Consider the following 26071-nt stretch of genomic DNA (forward strand, 5'->3'; position numbering starts at 1 on the left):
ACGAACGGAGACAGGCAGGGCATGCGCGTACTGATCGCGGGGGCCGGCATCGGTGGGCTCACCACCGCGCTGAGCCTGCACGCCGCGGGCATCGAGGCGGAGCTGGTGGAGTCCGCGCGGCGGCCGCGACCGCTGGGCGTGGGCATCAACCTGCTGCCGCACGCGGTGCGCGAGCTGACCGAGCTGGGTCTCGGCGGGGCGCTGGCCGGGACCGGGCTGCCGGCCGAGGAGCTGGTGCACTTCGACCGGCACGGGAACCGGGTGTGGGGCGAGGGCCGCGGCACGGCCCTCGGCCACCGCTGGCCGCAGATCTTCGTCCACCGCGGCGAGCTGCAGATGCTGCTGCTGGAGGCGGTGCGGGAACGGCTCGGCGCGGACGCCGTCCGTACCGGGACGTCCCTCACCGGCTTCACCGAGGACGCCGGCGGCGTCACCGCGCGGGTCCGCGACCAGGACACCGGCGCCGGGTCCGAGATCAGGGCGGACGTCCTGGTCGGCGCCGACGGGCTGCACTCGGTGGTGCGCAGGGCGCTGCACCCGGACGAGGGCGGCCCGCTGTGGAACGGCGTCCGGCTGTGGCGCGGCACGACCGAGGCCGACCCGTTCCTGGACGGAAAGACGATGGCGGTGCTCGGCAGCAAGCACGTGGCCAAGTTCATCTGCTACCCGATCTCCCGGGAGGCCGCCGACCGCGGCCGCGCGCTGGTGAACTGGCTCGGCGAGGTGCAGGAGCGCCCCATGGAAACGGCCGGGCCGGACGGCACCGGCACCGGCGGCTCGGGCGGCATCGAAGGCGCGCTCACCGAGGTTCCCGACTGGAACCGCGAAGGGCGCATCGAGGACGTCATGCCGTACTTCGAGGACTGGAACGTCCCGTGGCTGGACGTGCCGGGGCTCATCAAGGGCGCCGGCGAGATCCTGGAGTACCCGATGGTGGACCGCGCGCCGCTGCCGTTCTGGACCCGGGGACGGGTCACGCTGCTCGGCGACGCGGCCCACCCGATGTACCCGCTCGGCTCCAACGGCGGCTCGCAGGCGGTCCTCGACGCCCGGGCCCTGGCGTACGAGCTGGCCCGGGCCGCCACCCCGGCGGAGGGGCTGGCCGCGTACGACGCCGCTCGGCGGGAGACCGTGAACGCCATCGTGATCGGGAACCGCGTCAACCCGGGCGACGCCATCCTGCACACCGTGGCCGAGCGCGCCCCGGACGGCTTCGCCCGGATCGAGGACGTGCTGACGCCGGACGAGCTCGCGCCGCTCGCCGACGGCTACCGGTCCATCACCCACACCGACGACATGAACCGAGACTCGCCGTGGGCGGTCTCGGCCGCTCCCCCACCGGCGCGCACGCGCTGAGGCAGCAGGTGAACACCATGCTAGAGATCAACGAACTGACGCACCGCTACGGCGACCACACCGTCCTGTCCGGCCTCAACCTCAAGGTCGCGGCCGGGGAGCTGGTCAGCATCGTGGGCCCGTCCGGCTGCGGCAAGTCCACGCTGCTGCGCGCCATCGCCGGGCTCGTCCCGCCGACCGGCGGCAAGGTGGTGCTGAACGGGACGCCGATCGACGGCGTCCCCGACGACCTGGCGGTGGTCTTCCAGGACTACAGCCGGTCGCTGATGCCGTGGCTGACCGTCCGCGACAACGTGGCCCTGCCGCTGCGCCGGCGCGGCAAGGGCAAGAAGGACCGGCGCGCCGCCGCGCAGGAGGCGCTGGAGCAGGTCGGCCTCGCCGACGCCGGCCGCAAGTACCCGTGGCAGCTGTCGGGCGGCATGCAGCAGCGGGTGTCGATCGCCCGCGCGCTGGCGTACCGGCCGACGCTGCTGCTGATGGACGAGCCGTTCGGCTCGGTCGACGCGCAGACCCGCGAGGACCTGGAGGACCTGGTGCTGCGGGTGCACCGGGACGGCGGCATGACGATCCTGCTGGTCACCCACGACATCGACGAGAGCGTCTACCTCGGCGACCGGGTCGTGGTGCTGGCGCGCAACCCGGGCCGGGTGCGCGCGGAGCTGCCGGTCGGGCTGCCCGCGTCCCGCGACCAGATCGAGACGCGCGGCCTCCCGGAGTTCGTCCGGCTGCGTGCCGAGGTCGGCCGGCTCGTGCGCGGCAGCGCGCAGAACGCGAGTGAGAACGAGACCGGGAACGCGAGCAAGAGCGAGAACGAGGACGAGAGCGGCGCCGCGGAAACCGGCGTCGACGTCACCAAGTAGCACCCGAGAGAGCCGCGCCCGCCGGATGGTCCCGGCGGGCGCGGCTTTCTCGTGCGCGCCGCGCCCCGCTCGGGACGCCGCTCATTTGGCGTCGGCGTAGGAGGTCACGGTCGCGATCTCCATGGGGAAGACGACCGGGGTGCGGTCGAACAGCAGCCGGGCCGCCTCCCGCGACGAGGCGCGGATCGCCTCGGCGACCTGGTCGGCCAGCCCGTCGGGGGTGTGCACGATGACCTCGTCGTGCTGGAAGAAGACCAGGCGGGGCGGGCCGAGGACGGTCAGCCGGCGGCGCAGCGCGGCCAGCAGCGCCAGCGCCCAGTCGGCCGCCGTGGCCTGGACGACGAAGTTGCGGGTGAAGCGGCCGCGGGCGCGCAGCGCCTGGGCCGCGGTGGCCTGGCCGGAGCGGCCCGCGCCGGGCTCGCCGCCGCCCTCGCCGCCCGCGGTCAGCCGCCGCCAACCCGCCGACGGCGGCGGGCAGGTGCGGCCCAGCCGGGACCGGACCAGCTCGCCGCGCTCGCCCGCCCGGGCGGCCGCCTCCACGTAGCCGAACGCCTGCGGGAACCGGCTCTTCAGCACCGCGAGCAGCTGGACGGCCTCGCCGGTGCCGCCGCCGTACATCGCGGAGAGCAGGGCGATCTTGGCCTTGTCGCGGGCGCTCATGCCGCCGCCGGCGGTGCCGCTGAACGCGTCGGACAGCGCGGCGTACAGGTCGCCCTGCGCGGCGGCCGCGGCGAATGCCCGGTCGCCGGCCAGCGCGGCCAGCACCCGAGGCTCCAGCTGCGCGGCGTCGGCGACGACCAGCGACCAGCCGGGGTCGGCGACGGCGGCCTGGCGCAGCACGCGCGGGATCTGGAGGGCGCCGCCGCCGTTGGTGGCCCAGCGCCCCGAGACGACGCCGCCGACGACGTACTCGGGCCGGAACCGCCCGCCCCGCACCCACGTGTCGGCCCACGCCCAGCCGTGCGCGGTGTGCAGCCGGGAAAGCTCCTTGTACTCCAGCAGCAGCGGGACGGCCGGATGGTCGAGCCGCTTGAGGACGTGCGCGCGGGTGGAGTCGACGGGCAGCCCGGCGGAGGCGAACGCCTTGAGGATCTGCGCGGGCGAGTCGGGGTTGACCGGGCGGCGCAGCCCGAACGCGGCGCTGATGCGGTCGGCCAGGTCCTGCAGTCTGCGCGGGCGCATCCCGCCGGACGGGCGCGGGCCGAGCAGCCCGGTGAGGACGGCGTCGTGCCGTTCCGCGGACCAGGGCAGCCCGTCGTGGCTCATCTCGACAGCGGCCAGCGCGCCGGCCGACTCGGCCGCCGCCAGCAGCGCGAACCCCGGCAGCCCGGCGATCCGCCGCTGCTGCTCGGCGTGCACGGCCAGGATGCGCTCCAGGTCGCCCGCGCCGCCGGGCTCGGGATCGTCCGCGCCGGCGCCGGGCGCGGCGGCGGGCTCCCGCGCGGCCGCGACACCGGTCACGCTGTCGCCGAACGCGCCGTCCTCGTCGTCGCCCTCGCCTCCCTCGTCCGGGTGGTCGCCTCCGGCGCGCGCCGGGGCCGCGAGCAGGTCGTCGGTGTCGAACAGGAAGCCCTGCGGGCCGGCCTCGGCCGGGGGCGGCGGGTCGTCGGGAACGGGCTCGCCGCGCAGCCGCGCCCACGCGGCCCGTACCGAGCGCGGCTCCCCGTAACGCCCCGCGTGCCCGAGCAGCAGCGTCTCGACCAGCTCCAGGTCATGGCAGCGGCCGACGCGCACGCCCACCTCCAGCAGCCGCGGGTACAGGCGTGCGGTGGCGGGCCACACCCAGCGCGGGGACGCGGCGCGCTCGTGCGCGGCGATGGCCGCCACCAGGTCGGGAACGGTCTCGGCGGGGGCGGCGGGCGAGCCGTCCTCGGACAGGCGGCGCAGCGTGCCGCCCCCGTCCGGCCCTGCCGCCACCGCGATCCTCACCCGCCCATTGTGGACGCGCGCACCGACAGAACGCGAAGCCCCTCCGCGCCAGGGAGCGCGGAGGGGCTTCGGTGAGTCGGGCTCGGACGTGCGCCCGGGCCGGTCAGGCGGCCAGGGAGACCTGCTGGCCGGGCTGGGTGTCGCCGTACCGGTCCACGATCTTGTTGAGCTGGATCTGGTAGTAGAGCACGCCGAAGCCGAGGATGCCGAGCAGGAAGCCGATGCCGCCGCTGCAGGACGGCTGGAGGCCGGCCGCGCGCTGCGCCTGGGCGATGCGGCCGCCCAGCTTGACGTACATGATCAGCGGCCAGATGCCGAGCGTGACGAAGCCGAAGATCATCGACAGCAGCGCGTTGGTGGCGGCGTCGCCGACCCGGCGGTCGTAGTTGAACAGCTCGGCGTGGACCTTGAAGAACCAGACCAGGCCGTAGATGCCGAACGTGATGATCGGCAGGCCGAGCCAGGCGCCGACCGGATTGCGGCGCTTCATGTTGTAGCCGGCCGCGGCGGCCGCGGGGGCGTGCTGCTGGGCGGGCACGGGCGCCTGCTGGCCGCCGTACTGGGGCTGCTGCTGGTACGGCTGCGCCTGGCCCTGCTGGGGGTAGCTCATCGCGTGTTCACTCCCGGGGGCGTGGCCGCGCGCGCGGCGCGGCGCCCCGTTTCGAAGATCCTTGATTGATGACGTTCGACTGTACGGCAGAAGGACCGCGTCAGATGCGGCGAAACACCAGATTTTCCCGAGTTCATCGGTACTTATCCCGAGAACAGCGTTCTGTCGGGCTCAGCGCAGCGCGATCGTCACCTCGTCCTCGCACGGCGGGCGGGCCTCGTGGTCGCCGCACCCGGTCACGCCGTAGCACCGGATGCGCAACTCCGCCGGGGTGACGTCCACGCGCAGGAAGCTCTTGAAGAACGGCGGCCGGTCCCAGTCGGCCATCTCCGACCGGAACCGCTGCGGCATCTTGCGCACCGGGAGCCGCGTCATCCCGGGCCGCCACCGCCCGTCGCGCGGCACGCCGAGCAGCCACGCGACGAACCGCACCCGCAGGGACGGCTTCGCGGAACCCGCGGCCGGCCTCCCGGCAGGCCCCGCGGCGGGCGCGCCGCCCTCGGCGTCATTCCGGGGGGACGCCCCCCCGGGCCCCCCGGCAGGTGCGTGGCGCGCGCCCTCATCGGCCAGGCCCTTGGCGGACGACGCGATCGACCCGCCGGAACCGCCGTAGCCGCGCCCGGGGTTGATGCCGAGCCGGTGGCGGACGGCCTGGGTCGCCTCCTCCGGCGTCAGCTCGAACAGCTTCGGCATCCGCAGCACCCGGCCGTACAGCCTGCTGTAACGCGACAGCGAGTCGCCGCGCAGCGGGTAGCAGCGGAAGTCGTCCTCGTCCACCAGGCGCGTCTTGGGAATCGTGTGGGTGGCGTGCATGAACGCGCCGCCGCCCCCGGCCACCACGTACTGCACCGTCCGGTCGCCGACGCGCATCGGGTAGCGCTGGTAGTTGTGGATGTCGCCGCCGATCGCCGCGACGTAGTTGTGCGCCGGGTCCTTCACGATCGCGTCCACGGTGCCGCCGCCCTCGATCTTCCCGGGCTTGGAGCGGTCGTCGACGTACAGCGGCTTGCCGGTGATGAGCAGCTTGGGCCGCGGCCCGGCGGACACCTCGCGCAGCCACTCGCCCTGGTCGCGGTCGATGCCGCCCGTGATCCCGGTGTCGATGGCGACGATCCGCAGCGCCGGGGTGTCGATGGCCCAGTACGGGCCGGGCTGCACGGCGCGCTGCCCGGGAGCGCCCCGGTACTTCGCGCGCGCCTCCGCGAGCGCCGCCTCGTCCACCGGGCCGGACCGCCGCCACAGCAGCCGCGGGACGAAGCCGAACGGCCCGCGCCACGGGTCCGGCCGGCAGTTCATGTCGAGGTCGCAGAACACCCGCAGGAAGCCGCGCAGCCCGTCGTACCAGTCGTGGTTGCCCGGAACGGCGTAGATCGGCCCGGGGTAGTCGCGGTACGGCCGGAAGAACCTGTCCGGGTAGTCGGCCGCCTCGCCGGCCGGGTAGACGACGTCGCTGGCGACGACCATGAAGTCGGTGCCGCCGGCGGCGTTCAGCATCGCCGGCACGACCGCGTATTGCGAGCGGTCGCCCTCCCCCGGGTCGCCGAGCACGACGAACGAGAACGACTCGTCCGGCCGGTGCATGGTGAACCCGGCGCGGGTGCCGCGCTCGGCGAGGGCGGCGACGCAGCGGCGCCGGATGCCGTTGGACGGGTCGCCGAACACCTCGGCGACGACGTCGTTGCGGGAGCGCCACAGCACCAGCGGGCGCCGCCAGGAGAACCGCGGCACGCGGTCGGGCATGAGGTCCCAGAAGCTCCCGCGAGTCCGGCACGCCCAGCCGGCCCCCTCCTCCGAGGTGCGCGAGTTGTCCGGTGCGGGCTCCGGTGCCGGTGCCGTCGCGTCCTCGGCGCGCACTCACTACCTCCGTGGGGGGGACACGCTGGTAACGGTGTGATCGTACAGCCGCGGCACCGCCCGGGGTGGGGCGGTGCCGCAGCTTACGGGACGGTCAGTGCGCGCCCTTGCCGGTGAGGGCGCGGACCTCCAGCTCGGCGTACTTGTCGTCGGTGCGTTCCTTGGAGAGAACCGTTCCCAGGTACGCGCACAGGAACCCGAGGGGAATGGAGATGAGACCCGGGTTCTGCATCGGGAACGGCGCCACGATGGTCTCGCTGAACAGCGCGTCCGGGTTGCCCTTGGGCAGGGTGTCGGACTTGCCGCCCCACGCGATCGAGCTGCACATCACCAGCGCGACGGCCGAGACGAGCCCGCCGTAGATGCCGGCGACCGCGCCCGCCGTGTTGAACCGCTTCCAGAACAGCGAGAACAGCAGCGTCGGCAGGTTGGCGGACGCGGCGACCGCGAACGCCAGCGCGACGAGGAACGCCACGTTCAGGCCGCGGGCGAAGATGGACAGCACGATCGCGACCGCGCCGATGACGAGCGCGGCGATCCGCGCCATCCGCACCTCGTCGCGCTCGCTGGCCTGGCCGCGCTTGAAGACGTTCGCGAACAGGTCGTGCGCGAACGACGACGAGGACGCCAGCGTCAGCCCGGCGACCACGGCCAGGATCGTCGCGAACGCCACCGCCGCGATGACCGCCAGGAAGATCGCGCCGCCGGTGGAGCCGGGGCCGCCGCCGAGATGCTCGGCGACCTGGACGGCGGCGGTGTTGCCGCCCTTGTCCTGCGCCGCGACCGCCTTGCTGCCGACCAGCGCCGCCGCGCCGAACCCGATGACCAGCGTCATCAGGTAGAACACGCCGATGATGCCGATCGCCCAGTTCACCGAGGCGCGGGCGGCCTTGGAGTTGGGGACGGTGTAGAAGCGGATCAGGATGTGCGGCAGCCCGGCGGTGCCCAGCACCAGCGCCAGCCCGAGCGACAGCAGGTCGAGCTTGGACCACAGGTCGGTGGCGCCGTACTTCAGGCCCGGCTCCAGGAACGCGTCGCCCTTGCCGCTGGCGTCGGCGGCGGCGCCCAGGAGGGAGGACAGGTTGAAGCCGTACTTGGCCAGGATCCACACGGTCATGACGGCGGCGCCGGTCATCAGCAGCACGGCCTTGACGATCTGCACCCAGGTGGTGCCCTTCATGCCGCCGACCGTGACGTAGAAGATCATCAGTGCGCCGACGACCACGATCGTCCAGATCTTGGCGGCCTCGCCCTCGGCACCCAGCAGCAGCGCGACCAGCGCGCCCGCGCCGACCATCTGGGCCAGCAGGTAGAAGATCGAGACGACGATCGTGGAGATGCCGGCGGCGGCCCGTACCGGCCGCTGCCGCATCCGGAACGCCAGCACGTCGGCCATCGTGAACCGGCCGGAGTTGCGCAGCATCTCGGCGACCAGCAGCAGCGCGACCAGCCAGGCCACCAGGAAGCCGATCGAGTACAGGAACCCGTCGTAGCCCGAGAGCGCGAACATGCCGGCGATGCCGAGGAACGAGGCGGCCGACATGTAGTCGCCGCCGATCGCCAGCCCGTTCTGCACGGCGCTGAACTGGCGGCCGCCGGCGTAGAAGTCGGCGGCGGTGCGGGTCTGCCGGCTCGCCCAGATCGTGATCCAGAGCGTGAGCGCGACGAAGACGGCGAACAGGATCAGGGAGAACGTGCGGTGCTCGTTCTCGGCGGGCGCGGCCAGCAGCTGGGGCGCGGCGAGCACTCCGGTCACTTGCCCTCCTCCTCGTTCTCGTCCTTGCCCTCGGCGGGACCGGCGGCGGGGGCGGCCGGCCCGACCGCCGCGGCGAGCGGTTCGAGCCTGCGGCTGGCGTGCCGTTCGTACGCCCAGGCGATGAGGAAGGTGGAGGCGAACTGGAGCAGCCCGAAGACCAGCGCCACGTTGATCTCGCCGACGACCTTGGTGCCCATGAACCCGCGCGCGTACGCCGACAGCACGACGTACAGCAGGTACCAGGCCAGGAACGCCACGGTCATCGGGAACACGAAGCGGCGGAAGCTCGATTTCAGCTTCTGGAACTCCGGGCTCCGGTTCATCTCCAGGAAGGCCTCATGGTCAAGGCCAGGGGAGTCGGGAGACTCGGGAGAGTCGGCTTTCACACACACCTCCGGCGAGCGTCGCCCCGTCCGGCAGTCCTGCCATGCGTCATCCCGCCATGCCATCGCGGGAGCCGTGGGCAGGGCGGTACCGGCGGGGCCGGTGGGCGGCCATTTGACCAAGAAGTTGGCCCGTGCCAATAGAGGAGGTGATCCGGTCGATGCGGGTCCGATGCCGGACCGAGATCCTGATCTCACTCAGCGTGACGGCCGCGGGGCCGCGGACGGGCGCCGGTGCCAACCCCCATGGACACCGGCGCCCTCACGACCCGGGTGCCCGCGGGCATCATGAGTCCCCCCAGAACGGCGAAGCTCTCGCCTTCTCATGATGCTCTCCGCAGACGACCCGAAGGGTCCCTGAAGAGGGACGCTGTCCACGCTATCCGGGCGTCCGTAATGCGGGCGTAAATCGCCCCATACGCCCTCTCAAAGATCCGCGGCGGGTTCCCCGGGCGGCTCCGCGGGGGCCAGCACCCGCAGCGCGCCGGGCATGACCCGGGCGGTCACCGGGAGTGTTCCCGGCAGCTCGCCGTCCGCGCCGTACGGGAGCGTCCGGCCCGGCTCGGCCAGCTCGATCCGCACCTCGCGGCCGCGCACCACCTCCACCTGCGGGCGGCGGACGTGCGAGCCGTCCGACAGCTCCCGCATCACCGCGAAGAACAGCGGGCGCGGGGCGTCCCCGATCACCACGACGTCGAGCAGGCCGTCGTCCACCCGAGCGCCGGGGGCGATCCGCCGGTCGAACCCGTAGTAACCCGAGTTGGCCGCGACGACCGTGTACCCGCGCCGTTCCAGCACCTCGCCGTCCACCGTGATCCGGTACGCGGCGGGCCGCCAGGTGACCATCGCCCGCAGCGCGCCGACGTAGTACGACGCCCGGCCGCGCAGCAGCCGCGACCTGTTGGCGTTGTCGTTGGCCACCGCGTCGACGCCCGCGTACACGCTGCCCAGCACCGGCGTCCCGTTGGCCTCGATCGCGTCCACCGGGCGCGGCTCGCCCTCCAGCAGCAGCGCCGCCAGCTCCGCCGGCCCGGACGGGACGCGCAGCTGCCGGGCGAAGTCGTTGCCGCGGCCCGCCGGGACGATGCCGAACACGGCGTCCGTCCCCGCCAGCGCGCCGCCCACGCAGCCGACCATGCCGTCACCGCCCACGCCGAGCACGACGTGCCCCGCGCCGGCCGCGCCGCGCGCGAGCGCGGTGGCGTGCTCCAGCCCGCGGGTGTACTCGACGACGACCTCGGCGCCGGCGTCGCGCAGCAGCCGGGCGAGCGGGACCAGCCGGGCCGCGGCGGCCGAGCCGCCGGCGGACGGGTTGACGAGCGCGGTGAACGTACGGGGGAACGGCACGGCTCACTCCTTGCCGGGGTCGGCGGGCGCGGGACCCGGCTCCACCAGGATGCCCGGGTTGAGGATGCCGCGCGGGTCGACCCGCGCCTTGACCGCCCGCAGCATCTCCATGCCCAGCGGGCCGATCTCGCGGGCGTACCAGTCGCGGTGGTCGGTCCCGACCCCGTGGTGGTGGCTGATCGTGCCGCCGGCGGCGATGATCGCGTCGTTGGCGGCGTGCTTGGCGCGCGCCCAGTGCGCGACGGCGTCGTCGGTGCCCTGCGCGGACACCACGGTGAAGTAGAGCGAGGCGCCGGCCGGGTAGACGTGCGAGATGTGGCACATGACCAGCGGCGGCGTGCCCGCGCCCGACAGCTCGCGGATGAGCGCGGCCCGCACCTCCTCGTACAGGCCGGGGATCGCGGACCAGAACGCGGCGGTCTCCAGCGTCTCGGCGAACGCCCCGGCGTCCAGGAGGGAGTCCCGCAGGTACGGGGCGTTGAAGCGGCCGTGCCGCCACTTGTCCCCCGGCCCGGCGCCCAGCGGCTCGCCGCCCTCGGCGGCCAGCACGGCGCCCGCAGCCGCCCGCCGCGCCTCGATCTCGGCGGGCGTCCCCTCGTATCCGAGGACCGCCAGGCAGCCCGCCGCGCTGGAGGACCCGGCACCGATGGCGGCCGGATCGGCCAGCCCGATCATGGTCTCGGTCTCGTCCGACAGCCGCAGCACCACCGGCAGCGGGCCGTCCTGGGCGAGCCGGCGCAGCGCCGCGGCGCCGTCCCGGAACGACGGGAAGCGCCACCCCTCGTACTCCGCCGCGGCCGGCACGGGCCGGACCCGCACCGTCACCGACGTGATCACGCCGAACGCGCCCTCCGAGCCCAGCACGAGCTGCCGCAGGTCGGGGCCGGCGGCGGACTTGGGCGCGCGGCCCAGGTCGAGGGTGCCCTCGGGGGTGGCGACGGTGAGCCCGGCGACCATGTCGTCGAAGCGCCCGTACCCGGCGGACGCCTGGCCGCTGGACCGGGCGGCGGCGAACCCGCCGATCGTGGCCCACTCGTAGGACTGCGGGAAGTGCCCCAGCGTGAAGCCGTGCTCGCGCAGCAGCCGCTCGGCGTCGGGGGCGCGCAGCCCGGGCTGGAGGACGGCCGTGCGGGACACGGGGTCGACCGACACGAGCGCGTCCATGCGGCGCAGGTCGAGCGCGACGAACGCGTTGCCGCCCTCCGGTGCGAGACCGCCGACGACGGACGTGCCGCCGCCGAACGGGACGACCGCGACGCCGTGCTCGGCGCAGACCGCCAGAACGGCGAGGACCTCGTCGTGCGATCCGGGCAGCACGACCGCGTCGGGCGCGTCCGCGACCTCGCCCGCGCGGATGCGCAGCAGGTCGGGGGTGGACTTCCCGCGGGTGTGCCGGATCCGCGCCTCGGGGTCGGCCCGCACGTGCCCGGGCCCGCCGGCCGCGCCGGCGAGCGCCGCCAGGACGGCGTCCGGCAGGCGCGGCGCGGGCACGGCGATGTCCTCCAGCGGGACGGGCGGCGCGGCCGCGGGCCGTACCCCGAGCAGTTCCCGCAGCAGCCCGACCACCGTCTCCGGCAGCGGCGCGGCCTTGGCGGGGTCGCCCCACCCGCTCCACAGCATGTCCCGCGTCTCCATGGCTTACACTGTGACATATGACGTCAGAACGTCACAAGAGGACGGACGACGACCGGGTGCTGGACGCGGCCCGGGACTGCGTGCTGGCCGTGGGCGTGCGCCGCACGACGCTGACCGACATCGCGCGGCGCGCCGGGGTCTCGCGCATGACGCTCTACCGCCGCTGGCCGGACGTGCGCACGATCGTGGGCGACCTGATGACCCGCGAGTGGCTGGCGGCCGCGCTCGCCGCGCAGCCGCCCGCCGCCGCCGGCCCGGCCCGGGCGCGGCTGGTGGCGGGCCTGGTCGACGGCGTGCGGGCGCTCCGCGCCCACCCGCTGCTCCGCAAGATCATCGAAGTCGATCCGGAGCTGCTGCTGCCGTACGTGCTCGACCGCCTCGGCACCAGCCAGCTGGCCTTCCTGGAGATGTTCGAGGGCACGCTGCGGGAAGGGCACGCCGACGGCTCCGTCCGGCCCGGCCACCCCGCCCGGCAGGCCCGCGCGCTGCTGCTGGTGGTCCAGTCGTTCGCCCTCTCCGTGCCGACGATGACCGGCGGCGGCACCGATCCGGAGCTGGACGACGCCGCGTTCGACACCGAGCTCGCGCACATCCTGGAGAGGACCCTCGCCCCATGACCCCTCCCGCCGCCCCCGGGCGCTCCTCCCTGAACGCCGCCCGGCGCGGGCGCGAGCTGGCCGCCCTGCCGGACGAGGTCGTCGACGTCCTGGTCGTCGGGCTCGGCGCCACCGGCGCCGGGGCCGCGCTGGACGCCGCCGCGCGCGGCCTGAGCGTCGCCGCGATCGACGCCCGCGACCTGGCGTTCGGCACCTCCCGGTGGAGTTCCAAGCTGATCCACGGCGGGCTGCGCTACCTGGCCTCCGGGCAGGTGGACGTGGCGTACGAGAGCGCCGTCGAGCGCGGCGTCCTGATGGGGCGCACCGCCCCGCACCTGGTGCGGGCGCTGCCGTTCGTGCTGCCGCTGACCCCGCTGGTGCCGCGCCGCCAGGCCGCGCTGACCCGTGCCGGGCTCGCCGCCGGGGACGCGCTGCGGGCGGCCGCCGGCACCCCGCGCGCCCTGCTGCCCGGCCCGCGCGCCCTGTCGGCCGTCGAGACGCTCCGGCTGGCGCCCGCGCTGCGCCCGCACGGGCTGCGCGGCGGCCTGCTGTCCTGGGACGGGCAGCTCGCCGACGACGCCCGGCTGGTGACGGCGATCGCCCGTACCGCCGCCGCGCACGGGGCCCGGATCCTCACCCGCTGCCGGGCGCTGGCGATCACCGGCGACGGCGCCGAGGTCCGCGACGAGCTCACCGGGCGGACGCTCACCGTCCGCGCCCGGTCGGTGATCAACGCGGCCGGGGTGTGGGCGGGCGGGCTGGTGGACGGCGTGCGGCTGCGCCCCTCGCGCGGCACCCACCTGGTGGTCCGCGCCGAGACCCTGGGCGGCCTGGCGGCGGGCGTGCAGGTGCCGGTGCCCGGCGCGACGGCCCGCTTCCTGCTGGTGCTCCCCCAGGGCGACGGCCGGGTCTACGTGGGCCTCACCGACGAGCCGGCCGACGGCCCGATCCCCGACGTGCCCGTGCCGTCCGAGGGCGAGATCGGGTTCCTGCTGGACATCCTCGGATCGGCGCTCGACCTGCCGGTGCGCCGCGCGGACGTCGTGGGCGCGTACGCCGGCCTGCGCCCGCTCCTGGACGACGGCCGGGGCGCGACCGCCGACGTCTCCCGCAGGCACCGGGTGCTGACCTCGCCGGACGGCGTCGTCACCGTCGTCGGCGGCAAGCTCACCACGTACCGGCGGATGGCGCAGGACGCGGTGGACGCCGTGGTCGCGGGCGGCCGGGTGGCGTGCGCGCGGCCGAGCCGCACGGCGCGGATCCCCCTGGTCGGCGCCGCGCCGCCGGAGCGGCTGGCCCGGCTGGACGCGCCGCGCCGCCTCGTCCGCCGGTACGGGACGGAGGCGCCGCTGCTGGCCGCGCTCGCGCGGGAGGAGGGCGCCGGGGCGCTGGAGCCGGTGGTCCCGGGCCTGCCGGTCACCCGCGCGGAGCTGGACTGGGCCGTCCGGCACGAGGGGGCCCTGGACGCGGGCGACCTGCTCGACCGGCGGACCCGGATCGGGCTGGTCGCGGCCGACCGGGACGCCGCCCTCCCGGCGGCCGGAGCCGCACTCACCAGGCAAGGAATCGTCCCGGATTCGGTATGACGATCGTCACCTGGCGCCACCCGGCAGAGTGAGTTAGGTTACCCTAACCTAATAATCGCCATGACTCGACGGGGAGCTGGGGGGACGGCTTGACGCGCCGGAACAGCTGCGAGCACTGCCCGGGCAGCCACGCGGGCGAACGGCCGTGCCTGGCCAGTGCCACGGTGAAGGCGCACAGCTGGCTGCTCATCGAGCATCCCGGGCCGTGGCCCGAGCGGGTCGAGCACCTGGCCGACTCCGCGGCCTGCCCCGCCCCGATCGCCGAGACCGTGCGCGCCGCCCTGGCCGCCGGGGTCCGGCCGCAGCTGATCCGCAGGGCGGGCCGGCGGCGGCGCGTCCCGCCCGTCCAGGTGTACGCGGGGTTCTCGGGCGGCGGTCCGGGCGCCGACCGGGTGTGGCTGGAGGGCCGGGAGCTGGACGATCCCGCCGCGCTGGCGGACCTGGACCTGACCGCCCTGGCCGCCGGGGAGCGGCCGGGCTTCGGCGACCCGGTGGACGGCCCGGTCCTGCTGGTCTGCACGCACGGCCGCCGCAACGCCTGCTGCGCCCGCACGGGGGCGCCGCTGGCCCGGTATCTGTCCGCGCGTTTCGACCCTTTTGTGTGGGAAACAACCCACGTCGGCGGTGACCGCTACGCAGCAAATCTCGTATGCCTTCCCCACGCTCTGTACTACGGCGACCTTGGCCCCAAGGAGGCCACGGCGGCGATCGAGGCGTACCTGAACGGCCAGGTCACCACCCACCGGCTGCGCGGCCGGGCCGGGCGGCCCGAGCCCGTGCAGGCGGCCGAGCACTTCGTGCGGGAGCATTCGAAGATCTTCGACATCGACGCCGTGACCGTGGAATCGGTCACCGGAACGGGACCGTACGAGGCGCTGGTGCGCGCTCGGCGGAACCGTTACCGAGTGATCTTTCAGAGCGTCGTACCGCCCGATCCGTGCGGCCAGGAGTACGGCTCCGAGTGCCGGGAGAACCTCCGGACCTACATTGTTAGGGACATCACCCTTCTCAACGAAGCGGCCCTCGTGTAATCTCTCCAAGGCCCCATTTAGAGGGTCTCCCTGTCGCACGGCCCCTCGGTCGCCCGGCGAACCGGGCGGAGGGGAACAGAGCGGCAACTCCAGACGTTGGACCATTCGGCGCTTCAGACACCTGTCTTCGGAGCAGTCGGGCGTCCATGTCGTTTTTTGTTCGTAAACCAACCAAGGTGGGTGTTCCATGGCTCAGGTACGTCGGCAGGCAAACCTCCCTCGTCCCAGCTGGGGCTGGCAGGACGCCGCGGCGTGCCGGGGGGAAGACCTCGTGCTCTTCTTCGGCCCCGACGGCGAGCGTCAGCCCGAGCGCGAGATTCGCGAGCGCAAGGCCAAGCAGATCTGCATGGGCTGCCCCGTTCGCTCGGACTGCCTGGACTACGCGGTGTCCCGGCCCGAGAAGTACGGCACGTGGGGCGGCCTCAACGAAGACGAGCGCGCGTCCGAGCGCCGGCGCCGCATGCGCCGCGCCAACGCCGCCTGACGCCGCCTGACCAGGCGCCGCAAGGGCTCCCCTCGCGCACCCCGGCACGCCACCGGAATCAAACGTACGGCCCCGCCGGACCGTTCTACAACCGTCCCCACTACCACTCCGGCCGCTTCTCCGCGCGCACTTTCCCCGAACCGGGGAATCCGATCACGGCCGCCAATGCGGGAATGGCGCGCGGAACCTTCCCTGATACCGCACCCGGCACGGCAATGCGGGCTATTTCCGCAAATTCGCGGTGAACCATTCCGCGCTCCGCCGGGCCACCTCTTCCAGCGCGCCCGGCTCCTCGAACAGGTGCCCGGCCCCCGGGACCAGCGCCAGCGCGTGCCCGCCGGCCGGGTCCAGCCGCTCCAGCGCCCGCTCGTTCAGCGACAGGACCTCCAGGTCGCGGCCGCCGACCAGCAGCAGCGTGGGCGCCCGCACCTCCTCCAGCGCGTGCGCCGCCAGATCCGGCCGGCCGCCCCGCGACACCACCGCCGCCACGTCGTCCGGCGCGGCCGCGGCGGCGACGAGGGCGGCCGCGGCACCCGTGCTCGCCCCGAACAGCCCCACGGGCCCGCGTGCGGGGCCTGGCGGGTTATCCGCGTTCGCCACGTTCGCCACGTTCGCCGTCTCCTCGGCCCGCACCCAGGACACGACCCGGCCCAGGCGCCCGGCCAGCAGCGGGACGTCGAACCGCAGCCGGGCGCTGCACCGGTCGCTCTCCTCCTCCTCGGCCGTCAGCAGATCGAACAGCAGGGTGCCGAAGCCGTGCGCGTTGAGCGCGGCGGCGACCCGCCGGTTGCGCGGGCTGTGCCGCCCGCTGCCGCTGCCGTGGGCGAAGACGACCACGCCGCGGGCCCCGGCCGGCTCGACCAGGTCGCCCTCCAGCCGGACGTCGCCGGCCGGGAGATGGACGCTCGTCACCGGCCCGCCTCCCGCTCCCGCGCGGCGCGCTCCAGCAGGCCGGTCACGTCCGCGTCGGCGAGCTGCCCGAAGTGGCCGTACCACTGGCCGACCGCCCGGAACGACCAGGGCGCCGCCAGGACGACGACCTCGCCGGCCTCGCCCACCTCCCGCTCCATGGCCCGTACGGTCTCGGCCGCGCCGACCGGGACCGCCAGCACCAGCCGGCCCGGCCCGCGCCCGAGCAGGGCGCGCAGCGCCGCGCGGGCGGTGCCGCCGGTCGCCAGCCCGTCGTCCACCACGATCACCGGCCGGTCCGCCACCTCGGGCAGCGGCCGGCCGCCCCGGTAGGCGAGGACGCGGCGCTCCAGCTCGGCGCGCTCGGCCGCCACCGTCGGGGCGAGAGCGGCGTGGTCCAGCCCGACCCGCGCCAGCAGGTCCTCGTCGAACACCGGCTCGCCGCCCTCGGCGATGGCCCCCACGCCCAGCTCCGGCTGCGGCGGATAGCCGATCTTGCGGGTCACCAGCACGTCCAGCGGGACGGGCCGGTCCGGGGCCGTCAGCCGGCGGGCGATCTCGTACCCGACCGGGACGCCGCCGCGCGGCAGCGCGAGGACCACGGCGCCGTCCAGGCCCAGCGGCACCAGCCGCTCGGCGAGTACCCGGCCCGCCTCGGCGCGGTCGGCGAACGGCAGCCGGACGGGCAGATCGGTCTCGTGCGCCGTCCTGTTCCAGCGCATCGGGCGTCACCCCCTTCTGGGGACGCGACGGAACACCTGTCGCCGTGAGCCCTACCCAATTACGCCGCGCCCGCCCTGCGCCCGCGCGGTCAGGAACCGGTGGCGGCCAGCCAGCGGAGGGGGTTGTCGCGCACGATCGCGCTCAGCGTGGCCTCGTCGGCCCCGGCGGCCCGCAGCGCGGGCAGGAAGGTCTCGAACAGGTAGCCGAAGCCGGTGCCGCCGTACCGGGTGATCTGGTGCATCCGGGAGACGCCGGTGCTCAGCAGCAGCCGGTCGGCGTGCCCGCCGTCCAGGAACTCCATGACGTCGCGGACGCGCCGGTCCAGCGCGTCACGGTCGCCCGCCGCCAGCCCGAGGGAGCCGAACGACACGTACGCCCCCGCCTCGGCGATCTTGCGGTGCGCGGCCGGCTCGTCCACCAGGTCCTGGTGGCCCACCGCGACCCGGTGCGGGGGCAGCCCGGCGGCGGTGAGGATCTCCAGCTGGGTCAGCCCGGCGCGGCCGTGGGTGGCCACCGCGAGGCCGGAGTAGCGGGCGGCCTGGGCGGCGGCGCGCAGGCAGCGCTCCTCGGCGGCGGACGGGGCCTCGCCCCAGGTGCCGATCTCGCCGATGACGCCCGGCAGCGCGTTGGTGCCGTCCATGCCGAAGCCGATCTCGGCCAGCAGCCGCTCGGCCAGCTGCTCGGTGCTCGACTCGGCGACGTAGGCGGGGTGGAACGGCTCGGCGAAGAAGCCGGTGCCGGCGACCACCGCGACCCGGGCGCCGGCGGCGATCCGGGCCAGCGCGGCGGCGTTGCGGCCCATGCCGGTGCAGGTGAGGTCGACGACGAGGCCGAGGCCGTGCCCGGCGCGCAGCGCGTGGAGCTCGCGGGTGACGGGCTTCTCCTCGTCCAGCCAGCGCCGCGGGTCGTCGTCCAGCAGGGCGGGGCGGGCCGGCCAGCGCAGGTCGAGCTGGAGATGCTCGTGCGGCAGCACCGGTCCGGTGATGTCGGACGTCGAGATCGTTCCGGTCACGGTGCGCAGCCGCGCGGGCTCCTCGCGGGGGGTCATGGAACGCGAGGTTACGACACATTTAGTGTTTTCCGACCGCAAATCCGGACAGTTTTTACCTTCAGTCTCCCGCGGCCGCCTCGTCCCGCCGGGCTCGCGCCAGCGCGGTGCCGGGGCTGGGCCAGCGGCGGTCGATCTCGGCGTTCAGCGCGGCCCCGATCAGCACCGCCAGCGCCGCCACGTACAGCCAGGCGAGCACCGCGATCGAGGCGGCCAGCGACCCGTACACCGACACCCCGGCCAGCGATCCGGCCAGGTAGAGCCGGAGCGCGAAGCTGCCCAGGATCCAGATCAGCAGCGCGATCACCGCGCCCGGGACCTGCCGGAGCCAGGAGCTCCGCACCGGGACGCTCATGTGGTAGAGCAGCGCGAGGAACGCGATCGACAGCGTCACCACGACCGGCCAGTACGCCACCGGGATGAACCCGGCGCTCTTCGGCAGCGCCTGCCGGACCAGCGCGGGCCCGGCCACCAGCAGCGGGATCAGCACGATCATGATCAGCAGCCCGATCAGGTAGAGCGCGAACGCGCGCAGCCGGGTGCGGATCACGCCGCGGATGCCCGACAGCCCGTACGCGATGGTGATCGTGTCGATGTAGACGTTGGTCGCCCGGGAGCCGGCCCACAGCGAGATCAGGAAGCTGATCGAGACGATGTCAGGGCTGCCGCCGCGGATGACGTCGTCGATCAGCGGCACCACGACCGAGTCCACCGCCGGCCCGGTGAGCACGGTGCGCGCCTGCTCGATCAGCCAGCCGCGGATCTCGGTCACCGTGCCGGGCCCGAGGATCCCGCGGAAGTGGCCCATCGTGCCGATCAGCCCGATCACCAGCGGCGGGAGCGACAGCAGCGCGAAGAACGCGGCCTCGGCCGCCAGCCCGGTCACCCGGTAGCGGAACGCGGCCACGGCGGTGGCGCGGACCAGCTCCCAGCAGGTCCGCGGGACGGCGCGCAGCCACCCGCGCACGGCGCGCAGCCACCCGCGCAGCCCGTTCAGGGACAGAGCGCGGAGCGCGGTCCCCCTTCGCCCCGATTCCGCGTCGCCCTCCTCCGCCGGGGTGCCGGTGGTGCCCGTGGTGTCCGAAACCGTGGTCACACCGATACACCGTAGGGCGTCGTCCGCGTTCATACCCGCTTTGACGTAGGGAACCGGCCCCCGGCCCAAGATCACGTCCGGTCCGGGGCCGCGACACGAGCACCGCGCGGCGTCGGCGACAATGGAGGGGTGATCTGCCCAGCGTGCCAGGACGACCGCCACGAGGAGTGCCGTGGCGGTTCGTGGTGCGACTGCCAGCACAGGCCGTCCGCGCGGCGCGAACCGGGCGGCGAGCCCGGCGAAGAGCGGCCGGACGAGGCGGAGCGGCCCGAGCCGCGGGTGAACTGGAGGCGTCAAGGATGACGCATCTCACCTGTCCGCATGCCGGACGGAACTGGACAGCCCGCGAGACGGCATGTCAGAGTTCAGGTATGACTGCTGCGGATCCGTTGCTGGTGATGCGCCGGCACGTGGACTTCCTGCGCGTCCGCAGCGCGATCTGTCCGTGACGCCCCGACCACGCCCCCTGTATTAGACAGGCGCGTGGTGCATCGGCGTCACGTTCCACCCACTCCTGCTCAGCGTCGAGCCGGCTGCTCATGACTGCCGGTGCGCTACGCGTCCCCACCACCCGATGGATGAGGATCGCGCCGTGCCACCTGCGACCAAACGCAAGAAGGGCGAGGGCCAGTGGGCCCTCGGCTACCGGGAACCGCTCAACAAGAACGAAGAGAACAAGAAGAACGACGACGGGCTCAACGTCCGTAACCGGATCATCGAGATCTACTCGAAGACCGGCTTCGACTCGATCGACCCCGCCGACCTGCGCGGCCGGTTCCGCTGGATGGGCCTCTACACTCAGCGCAAGCCCGGCATCGACGGCGGCAAGACGGGCGCGCTCGAGGACGAGGAGCTCGAGGACCGCTACTTCATGATGCGGGTCCGCATCGACGGCGGGCAGCTGTCCGGGGCGCAGCTGCGCACCATCGCGGACGTCTCGACCCGGTACGCGCGCGGCAGCGCCGACATCACCGACCGGCAGAACGTCCAGCTGCACTGGGTGCGGATCGAGGACGTCCCGGCGATCTGGGAGGCGCTGGAGGCCGTCGGCCTGCACACGATGGAGGCGTGCGGCGACGTCCCGCGCACGATCATCGGGTGTCCGCTGGCCGGGATCGCGGCCGACGAGGTCATCGACCCGACGCCGCAGCTCCGCGACATCCACGACCGCTTCATCGGCTCGCCCGAGTTCTCCAACCTGCCCCGCAAGTACAAGACCGCGATGTCGGGGTGCACCGCGCACTGCACCGTCCACGAGATCAACGACATCGCGTACGTGGGCGTGGTGAACGAGGCCGGCGAGACCGGCTACCAGGTGTTCGTCGGCGGCGGCCTGTCCACCAACCCGATGTTCGCGCAGAGCCTCGGCGTGTTCGTCAAGCCGGAGCAGGCGACCGAGGTGTGGCACGGCGTCACCTCGATCTTCCGCGACTACGGCTACCGGCGGCTGCGCAGCCGCGCCCGGCTGAAGTTCCTGGTGAAGGACTGGGGCGCGGCGAAGTTCCGCGAGGTGCTGGAGAAGGAGTACCTCGGGTACGCGCTGCCCGACGGCCCCGAGCCCGCGCCGCCGGTCCGCCAGCGCGACCACGTGGGCGTCCACCTCCAGAACGACGGCAACTACTACGTCGGCTTCGCCCCGCGGGTGGGCCGGGTGAACGGCGAGCTGCTCGGCACGATCGCCGACCTGGCCGAGCGGTACGGGTCCGGCCGGGTCGCCAACACCATCGAGCAGAAGATGGTGATCCTCGACGTCCCCGAGGAGAACACCGAGCCGCTGGCCGCCGCCCTGGCCGAGCACGACCTCCAGGTCCGGCCGTCCACGTTCCGCCGCCAGACGATGGCCTGCACCGGCATCGAGTACTGCAAGCTCGCGATCGTCGAGACCAAGCAGCGCGCGATGGACCTGATGGACGAGCTGGAGAAGCGGCTGCCCGACTTCGACCAGCCGCTGACCATCAACGTCAACGGCTGCCCCAACGCCTGCGCCCGCATCCAGGTCGCCGACATCGGCCTCAAGGGCCAGCTGGTGGTGGACGAGAACGGCGACCAGGTGGAGGGCTTCCAGATCCATCTGGGCGGGCAGCTCGGCGCCACGTTCGGCAAGAAGGTCCGCGGGCTGAAGACCACCTCGGCCGGTCTCACCGACTACGTCGAGCGGGTCGTGCGGAAGTTCGACGAGCAGCGCACCGAGGGCGAGACGTTCGCCGCCTGGGTGCACCGCGCCGACGACGCCGACCTGAAGTAGGGACGGGCGGGAATGAGCGAGCGCGCGGCGCCCTTCTACTGCCCGTACTGCGGTGAGGAGCACCTTGAGCCCCTCGAGGAGATGGGGACGTGGTACTGCGCCGACTGCGTCCGCTCCTTCCGGCTGAAATTCCTCGGCGTCGGAGCCCCCCGAACGAACGCGAGCAAGGAGAACGACCGGTGACGCTGCTGGAGACCGACAGACCTACTCTCGATCTCGAGGACATCGTCGAATCGGCCGCCGCGGCCCTTGAGGGCGCCTCCACGCTGGAGGTCATCCGCTGGGCCGCGGCCACGTTCGGCGACCGGATCTGCCTGACCTCCTCGATGTCGGACGCCGCACTGATCCATCTGGTCTCGAAGGTCAAGCCCGGGATCGACGTGCTGTTCGTCGACACCGGCTACCACTTCGCCGAGACGATCGGCACCCGGGACGCGGTCGAGGCCGTGTACCCGGTGAACGTGATCAACGTGACGCCGTCCCGCACGGTCGAGGAGCAGGAGGCCGCGCTCGGCCCCCGGCTGCACGGCCGCAACCCGGACCTGTGCTGCCACCTGCGCAAGGTGGAGCCGCTGGGCCGGGCACTGGAGGGCTACATGGCCTGGTTCAGCGGGATCCGCCGGGACGAGACCACCAGCCGCCGCGACCGCCGGGTCGTGGAGTGGGACCGCAAGCGCGGGATGGTCAAGGTCAACCCGATCCTGGACTGGTCGCAGGAGGACATGGACAACTACATGTCCGACAACGGCGTCATCGTGAACCCGCTCCACTACGACGGCTACCCCTCGATCGGCTGCGAGCCGTGCACCAGCCGCGTCGCGCCCGGCGAGGACCCGCGCAGCGGCCGCTGGGCCGGGATGGGCAAGACGGAATGCGGTATCCACCTGTGACGCAGCCGATGGTCGCGGTGGCGCACGGGAGCAGGGACCCGCGCGCCGCCGCCACCGTGGAGGAGCTGCTGGACGCCGTCCGGGCGCGCCGCCCGGACGTGCCCGTCCTGACCTCGTACCTGGACCACGCGCCGCCCGCGCCGGACCGGGTGCTGGACGGGCTGGCCGCCACCGGAGCGGGCGGGGCCGTCGTCCTCCCGCTCCTGCTCACCGCCGCCTACCACAGCAAGTCCGACATCCCCGGCGTGCTGGCGCCGATCCGGCGGCGGCACCCGCTGTTCGACGTCCGCACGGCCGCCACGCTGGGGCCGCACCCGCTGCTGATGGCGGCCCTGGAACGCCGGCTCGCCGAGGCGGGCGTGGAGACCGGCGATCCCGGCACGGCCGTCGTCCTGGTGTCGGCCGGGTCCAGCGACCCGTCGGCCAACGCCACGATCGGCCGGCTGGCCCGGGAGTGGCGGGGGCGCGGCTGGTACGGCGCGGTCCCGGCCTTCGCGTCCGCGGCCCGTCCCGACCCGGCGTCGGCGGTGCGGGCCCTGTACGAGGCGGGCGCGCCGCGCGTCGCGGTCGCCTCGTACTTCATGGCCCCCGGCCACTTCGCCGACAAGGTCCGCGCCGAGACCCTGGCCGCCGGCGCCACGGCGGTCTCCGCCGCCCTCGGCGCGGCTCCCGAACTCGCCGATCTGGTCCTGCTCCGCTACACCGAGGCGCTCGCCCCGGCGGCGGCCGCCGCGGTCTGATCGTCCGCGTTCCGCATACCCGCCCCCCAGCGGGTATGCGGAACGTATGGCCGATCGCGAAGACCTCGGGCACGAGCCCGAAGAGACCGATGACAAGCGCTTCGCCCCGGTGAACCGGGACGCGAACGGGCGGGGACGCACCGTGCCCCCGGGCGGCGAGGGAGCCCCGGACGAGGGGCAGACCGTCCCCGCCGAGGAGGAGGGCATGTCCCGCCAGGAGGACGAGGCCGGCGGCACCGCCACACCGGGGGTCGACGTCGGCCACCCCGACGCGGCCCCGCCCGACTGACCCGCCCCCGCCTCACTCCCGCCGCGCCCGGCGCTCCTCCCACCAGGTCGCCAGTGCGCGGCGGACGGGGGCGTGGTGCTCGTCGTCGACGATCTTGACGTCGCCCATGACGGCGGTCGCCTGGATCCGTACCACCGGGACGGGCAGGCCGGGCTTCGCCTCGCGGACGAGGATCCGCCGGTCGCCCAGGATCGAGTGGCCGGTCATCTCCACCAGCACGCCGTCGGGGACGATCACCTTGACGTCGCCCATCACGGCGGTCGCGGTCACCGAGACCTCGCCGCTGGGCACCTGGGCGCCGCGCAGGTCCAGGACGACGTCGCCCATCACCGACAGCACCTCCAAGGGCTGGTCGACGCGGCCGACGATGCGCTCCTTGCAGTCGCCCATCACGGCGGTGAAGCGGCGCTGGACCTGGAGCGGGGCGGGCTCGGCGCCCGGCGCGCCCATGCCCGGCAGATCGCTGGTGATCGCGTCCAGGTCGCCGCGGGTCACCGCCAGGTAGGCGGCCTCGGTGCGCTCGGTCATCTCCTCGAAGGTCAGCCGGCCCTCCACCGAGGCCACCCGCAACCGCTCGACGACGGTCTCGCGCTCGGCGTCGGAGGCGCGCACTCCGGGATCGGGCGGGATCCGCGGCCGGTGATGCGGGGTGGGCTGACTCATGGTTCCGAAGGTATGCCCTCCGGCCCTCCGGGCAATCCGCCGCGCGAACGAGATCACTCCGAGCCTTTGGGAGGACCCTCGCCACCGTTCCGAACGAGGTTCGGTATCCTGCCTGGTGGCGGCCCTGTTCCCGAGCGTTCGGAGTGGCGGATGGCGACCCACCAGGTGTTCAATCAGGTTCCCCCGCTCGCGGGCCACGACACCGCCGACGACCGGGCGCTGCTCGACGGGGTCGAGCGGGAGGGCGCCGGCTGGGCCCTGGAGGACGTGCACGCGCTGGGCCGGCTCGCCGGGACCGAGGAGGCCCAGGAGTGGGGGCGGCTGGCGAACGAGCACCCGCCCGTCCTGCGCACCCACGATCGCTACGGGCACCGGATCGACGAGGTCGAGTTCCATCCGGCCTGGCACGAGCTGATGCGCACCGCCGTCGAGCACGGCCTGCACGGCGCCCCCTGGGCGGACGGCCGCACCGGCGCCCATGTCGCGCGCGCCGCGAAGTTCTACGCCTGGCGCGTCGACGCCGGGCACGGCTGCCCGATCTCGATGACGTACGCCGCCGTCCCCGCCCTGCGCCAGAGCCCCGAGCTGGCCGCCCGCTTCGAGCCGCTGCTGGCCCGCCCGGTGTACGACTTCGGGCTGCGCGAGCCGGCCGGCAAGGGCGGGCTGCTGGCCGGGATGTCGATGACCGAGAAGCAGGGCGGCTCCGACGTCCGCGCCAACACCACCGAGGCGGCGCCCGCGGCGGACGGGACGTACCGGCTGCGCGGCCACAAGTGGTTCACCAGCGCCCCGATGTGCGACCTGTTCCTGACCCTGGCGCAGGCGCCCGGCGGCCTCACCTGCTTCCTGGTCCCCCGCGTGCTGCCCGACGGGACGCTCAACCCGATGCGCCTGATGCGGCTCAAGGACAAGCTGGGCAACAGGTCCAACGCCTCGTCCGAGGTCGAGTACGAGGACGCCGTCGCCTGGCGCGTCGGCGACGAGGGCCGCGGCGTGCGCACCATCATCGAGATGGTCAACATGACCCGGCTCGACTGCGTGATCGGCGCCGCCGCCGGGATGCGGCAGGGCGTGACCACCGCCGCGCACCACGCGTCCCACCGCAAGGCGTTCGGCGCGTACCTGATCGACCGGCCGCTGATGCGGAACGTGCTGGCCGACCTGGCCATCGAGTCGGAGGCCGCCACCACGCTGATGCTCCGCCTGGCGGGCGCCACCGACCGCTCGGTGCGCGGCGACGCGGCCGAGACAGCGTTCAAGCGGCTGGGGCTGGCCGTCGGCAAGTACTGGGTCTGCAAGCGCTGGCCCGCGCACGCCGCCGAGTCCCTCGAATGCCTGGGCGGGAACGGGTACGTCGAGGAGTCCGGCATGCCCCGGCTCTTCCGCGAGTCCCCGCTGAACTCCATCTGGGAGGGCTCCGGCAACGTCGCCGCGCTCGACGTCCTGCGGGCCATGCTGAAGGAGCCCGGTTCGGTCGAGGCCCTCTTCGACGAGATCGGCCTCGCCGCCGGCGCCGACCCCCGCCTGGACGCCGCCATCGCCGAGGCCAAGGACTCCCTGACCGACGTCGCGACGATCGAGCTGCGCGCCCGCCGCGTCGTCGAACGCCTCGCCCTCACGCTGCAGGCGTCCCTGCTGGTCAGGCACGGTCACCCGGCCGTCGCCGACGCCTTCTGCGCCACCCGCCTGGCCGGCGACTGGGGCCACGCCTTCGGCACCCTCCCGCCCGGCCTGGACCTCGCCCCCATCATCGACCGGGCGATCCCGAAGCCCCTCTGAACCACCGGCAAGCCCCCGCCGCCGGCTCCAGCCATCGTCGCGTACCGGCATGTCGCGGTGGTCGATCGTGATCGGCACCTGAAGCCGCCCGGCCAGGCACGCCGTGGTGAACCGACGGTCGGCGGTCACGGCGATGGCCGTCTCCGCCCGGTCCCTTCCGTAGCGCGGCCGCCGGAGGTGAGGCGGTCCTCCTTTGACAACTTGTTGAGAATAACGGACGATACGTTTAGATCTACGGACGGCTTCGCCGGATGGTGGCGGC

At 74.0% G+C, this 26071-nt stretch carries 24 protein-coding genes; 12 read left to right on the forward strand and 12 right to left on the reverse strand.

The annotated features are described in order from the left end of the window. Positions 1-21: 21 nt before the first annotated feature. Together ACA361_RS10860 and ACA361_RS10865 are read left to right on the forward strand one after the other, a co-directional pair. Positions 22-1356 carry a flavin-dependent oxidoreductase gene (locus tag ACA361_RS10860; protein ID WP_375011717.1) on the forward strand — a complete coding sequence of 445 codons (1335 nt, stop codon included), beginning with the start codon at positions 22-24 and terminating at the stop codon, positions 1354-1356. Positions 1357-1373: 17 nt separating this feature from the next. Next, positions 1374-2216, forward strand: a complete 843-nt coding sequence (locus ACA361_RS10865) for an ABC transporter ATP-binding protein (RefSeq protein WP_375011718.1) — start codon at positions 1374-1376, stop codon at positions 2214-2216. Positions 2217-2297: 81 nt separating this feature from the next. Here ACA361_RS10865 and ACA361_RS10870 read toward each other — a convergent pair whose 3' ends face one another. The 7 genes from ACA361_RS10870 to ACA361_RS10900 all read right to left on the reverse strand — a co-directional run bounded on the left by ACA361_RS10870 (position 2298) and on the right by ACA361_RS10900 (position 11730). Continuing rightward, on the reverse strand, positions 2298-4145 hold the full coding sequence (locus ACA361_RS10870) for a bifunctional 3'-5' exonuclease/DNA polymerase (protein WP_375011719.1): 1848 nt from the start codon (positions 4143-4145) through the stop codon (positions 2298-2300). Positions 4146-4248: 103 nt separating this feature from the next. Further along, the gene (locus ACA361_RS10875) at positions 4249-4755 is read right to left on the reverse strand and encodes a DUF4234 domain-containing protein (protein WP_375011720.1); all 507 of its coding nucleotides are present in this window, start codon (positions 4753-4755) and stop codon (positions 4249-4251) included. 171 nt (positions 4756-4926) lie between these two features. After that, entirely contained in the window at positions 4927-6495 is a 1569-nt protein-coding gene (locus ACA361_RS10880; protein ID WP_375012007.1) for a metallophosphoesterase family protein, read from the reverse strand. A gap of 208 nt (positions 6496-6703) precedes the next feature. Then, positions 6704-8365, reverse strand: coding sequence for a cation acetate symporter (locus ACA361_RS10885; RefSeq protein WP_375011722.1), 1662 nt, complete (start codon positions 8363-8365; stop codon positions 6704-6706). Then, entirely contained in the window at positions 8362-8688 is a 327-nt protein-coding gene (locus ACA361_RS10890; protein ID WP_375011723.1) for a DUF485 domain-containing protein, read from the reverse strand. The genes ACA361_RS10885 and ACA361_RS10890 overlap by 4 nt, the downstream gene beginning before the upstream one ends. Positions 8689-9174: 486 nt before the next feature. Beyond that, the gene (locus ACA361_RS10895) at positions 9175-10095 is read right to left on the reverse strand and encodes a diacylglycerol/lipid kinase family protein (RefSeq protein ID WP_375011724.1); all 921 of its coding nucleotides are present in this window, start codon (positions 10093-10095) and stop codon (positions 9175-9177) included. 3 nt (positions 10096-10098) lie between these two features. Beyond that, the gene (locus ACA361_RS10900; RefSeq protein WP_375011725.1) at positions 10099-11730 is read right to left on the reverse strand and encodes an FAD-binding oxidoreductase; all 1632 of its coding nucleotides are present in this window, start codon (positions 11728-11730) and stop codon (positions 10099-10101) included. A gap of 17 nt (positions 11731-11747) precedes the next feature. Here ACA361_RS10900 and ACA361_RS10905 point away from each other — a divergent pair, with 17 nt between their 5' ends. The 4 genes from ACA361_RS10905 (at position 11748) to ACA361_RS10920 (ending at position 15427) form a co-directional block, all read left to right on the forward strand. Then, a complete protein-coding gene (locus ACA361_RS10905) occupies positions 11748-12347 on the forward strand; it encodes a TetR/AcrR family transcriptional regulator (RefSeq protein ID WP_375011726.1) in 600 nt (199 codons plus the stop codon). Beyond that, positions 12344-13912 carry a glycerol-3-phosphate dehydrogenase/oxidase gene (locus ACA361_RS10910; protein WP_375011728.1) on the forward strand — a complete coding sequence of 523 codons (1569 nt, stop codon included), beginning with the start codon at positions 12344-12346 and terminating at the stop codon, positions 13910-13912. The genes ACA361_RS10905 and ACA361_RS10910 overlap by 4 nt, the downstream gene beginning before the upstream one ends. An 89-nt stretch (positions 13913-14001) precedes the next feature. Continuing rightward, the gene (locus tag ACA361_RS10915) at positions 14002-14943 is read left to right on the forward strand and encodes a sucrase ferredoxin (protein ID WP_375011729.1); all 942 of its coding nucleotides are present in this window, start codon (positions 14002-14004) and stop codon (positions 14941-14943) included. Positions 14944-15130: 187 nt separating this feature from the next. Further along, entirely contained in the window at positions 15131-15427 is a 297-nt protein-coding gene (locus ACA361_RS10920; RefSeq protein WP_156215350.1) for a WhiB family transcriptional regulator, read from the forward strand. 222 nt (positions 15428-15649) lie between these two features. On the opposite strand, the gene ACA361_RS10925 is transcribed toward ACA361_RS10920, so the two are convergent. The 4 genes from ACA361_RS10925 to ACA361_RS10940 all read right to left on the reverse strand — a co-directional run bounded on the left by ACA361_RS10925 (position 15650) and on the right by ACA361_RS10940 (position 19203). Then, positions 15650-16339, reverse strand: a complete 690-nt coding sequence (locus ACA361_RS10925; protein ID WP_375011730.1) for a dienelactone hydrolase family protein — start codon at positions 16337-16339, stop codon at positions 15650-15652. Continuing rightward, positions 16336-17058 (reverse strand): phosphoribosyltransferase, encoded by a 723-nt coding sequence (locus ACA361_RS10930; RefSeq protein ID WP_375011731.1) that lies wholly within the window; start codon positions 17056-17058, stop codon positions 16336-16338. Before ACA361_RS10930 ends, ACA361_RS10925 begins: the two co-directional genes overlap by 4 nt. A gap of 89 nt (positions 17059-17147) precedes the next feature. Further along, positions 17148-18107 carry a phosphotriesterase gene (locus tag ACA361_RS10935; protein WP_375011732.1) on the reverse strand — a complete coding sequence of 320 codons (960 nt, stop codon included), beginning with the start codon at positions 18105-18107 and terminating at the stop codon, positions 17148-17150. A 61-nt stretch (positions 18108-18168) separates the two neighbouring features. Next, positions 18169-19203, reverse strand: a complete 1035-nt coding sequence (locus ACA361_RS10940; protein ID WP_375011733.1) for a YihY/virulence factor BrkB family protein — start codon at positions 19201-19203, stop codon at positions 18169-18171. 574 nt (positions 19204-19777) lie between these two features. On the opposite strand from ACA361_RS10940, the gene ACA361_RS10945 reads away from it, so the two are divergent. From ACA361_RS10945 to ACA361_RS10965, 5 genes are read left to right on the forward strand one after another with little or no spacing between them, the layout of a single operon-like run. After that, positions 19778-21448 carry a nitrite/sulfite reductase gene (locus tag ACA361_RS10945; RefSeq protein WP_375011734.1) on the forward strand — a complete coding sequence of 557 codons (1671 nt, stop codon included), beginning with the start codon at positions 19778-19780 and terminating at the stop codon, positions 21446-21448. A gap of 12 nt (positions 21449-21460) precedes the next feature. Then, complete coding sequence (locus ACA361_RS10950) at positions 21461-21631, forward strand: Insertion element protein (protein WP_375011735.1); 171 nt, start codon at positions 21461-21463, stop codon at positions 21629-21631. Continuing rightward, positions 21628-22338 carry a phosphoadenylyl-sulfate reductase gene (locus ACA361_RS10955; protein ID WP_366616876.1) on the forward strand — a complete coding sequence of 237 codons (711 nt, stop codon included), beginning with the start codon at positions 21628-21630 and terminating at the stop codon, positions 22336-22338. Before ACA361_RS10950 ends, ACA361_RS10955 begins: the two co-directional genes overlap by 4 nt. Further along, positions 22320-23078, forward strand: a complete 759-nt coding sequence (locus tag ACA361_RS10960) for a sirohydrochlorin chelatase (RefSeq protein WP_375011737.1) — start codon at positions 22320-22322, stop codon at positions 23076-23078. The genes ACA361_RS10955 and ACA361_RS10960 overlap by 19 nt, the downstream gene beginning before the upstream one ends. 46 nt (positions 23079-23124) lie before the next feature. Further along, positions 23125-23367: a hypothetical protein gene (locus ACA361_RS10965; protein ID WP_375011738.1), complete on the forward strand. Its 243-nt coding sequence runs from the start codon at positions 23125-23127 to the stop codon at positions 23365-23367. Between the two features lie 12 nt (positions 23368-23379). Here the strand turns inward: ACA361_RS10965 and ACA361_RS10970 are convergent, their stop codons facing one another. Then, on the reverse strand, positions 23380-24030 hold the full coding sequence (locus ACA361_RS10970) for a DUF1707 domain-containing protein (RefSeq protein ID WP_375011739.1): 651 nt from the start codon (positions 24028-24030) through the stop codon (positions 23380-23382). A gap of 150 nt (positions 24031-24180) precedes the next feature. Here ACA361_RS10970 and ACA361_RS10975 point away from each other — a divergent pair, with 150 nt between their 5' ends. Beyond that, positions 24181-25809, forward strand: coding sequence for an acyl-CoA dehydrogenase family protein (locus ACA361_RS10975; protein ID WP_375011740.1), 1629 nt, complete (start codon positions 24181-24183; stop codon positions 25807-25809). Positions 25810-26071 lie beyond the last annotated feature (262 nt).

The organism is Actinomadura sp. 21ATH (assembly GCF_041951345.1).
Taxonomy (GTDB): domain Bacteria; phylum Actinomycetota; class Actinomycetes; order Streptosporangiales; family Streptosporangiaceae; genus Spirillospora.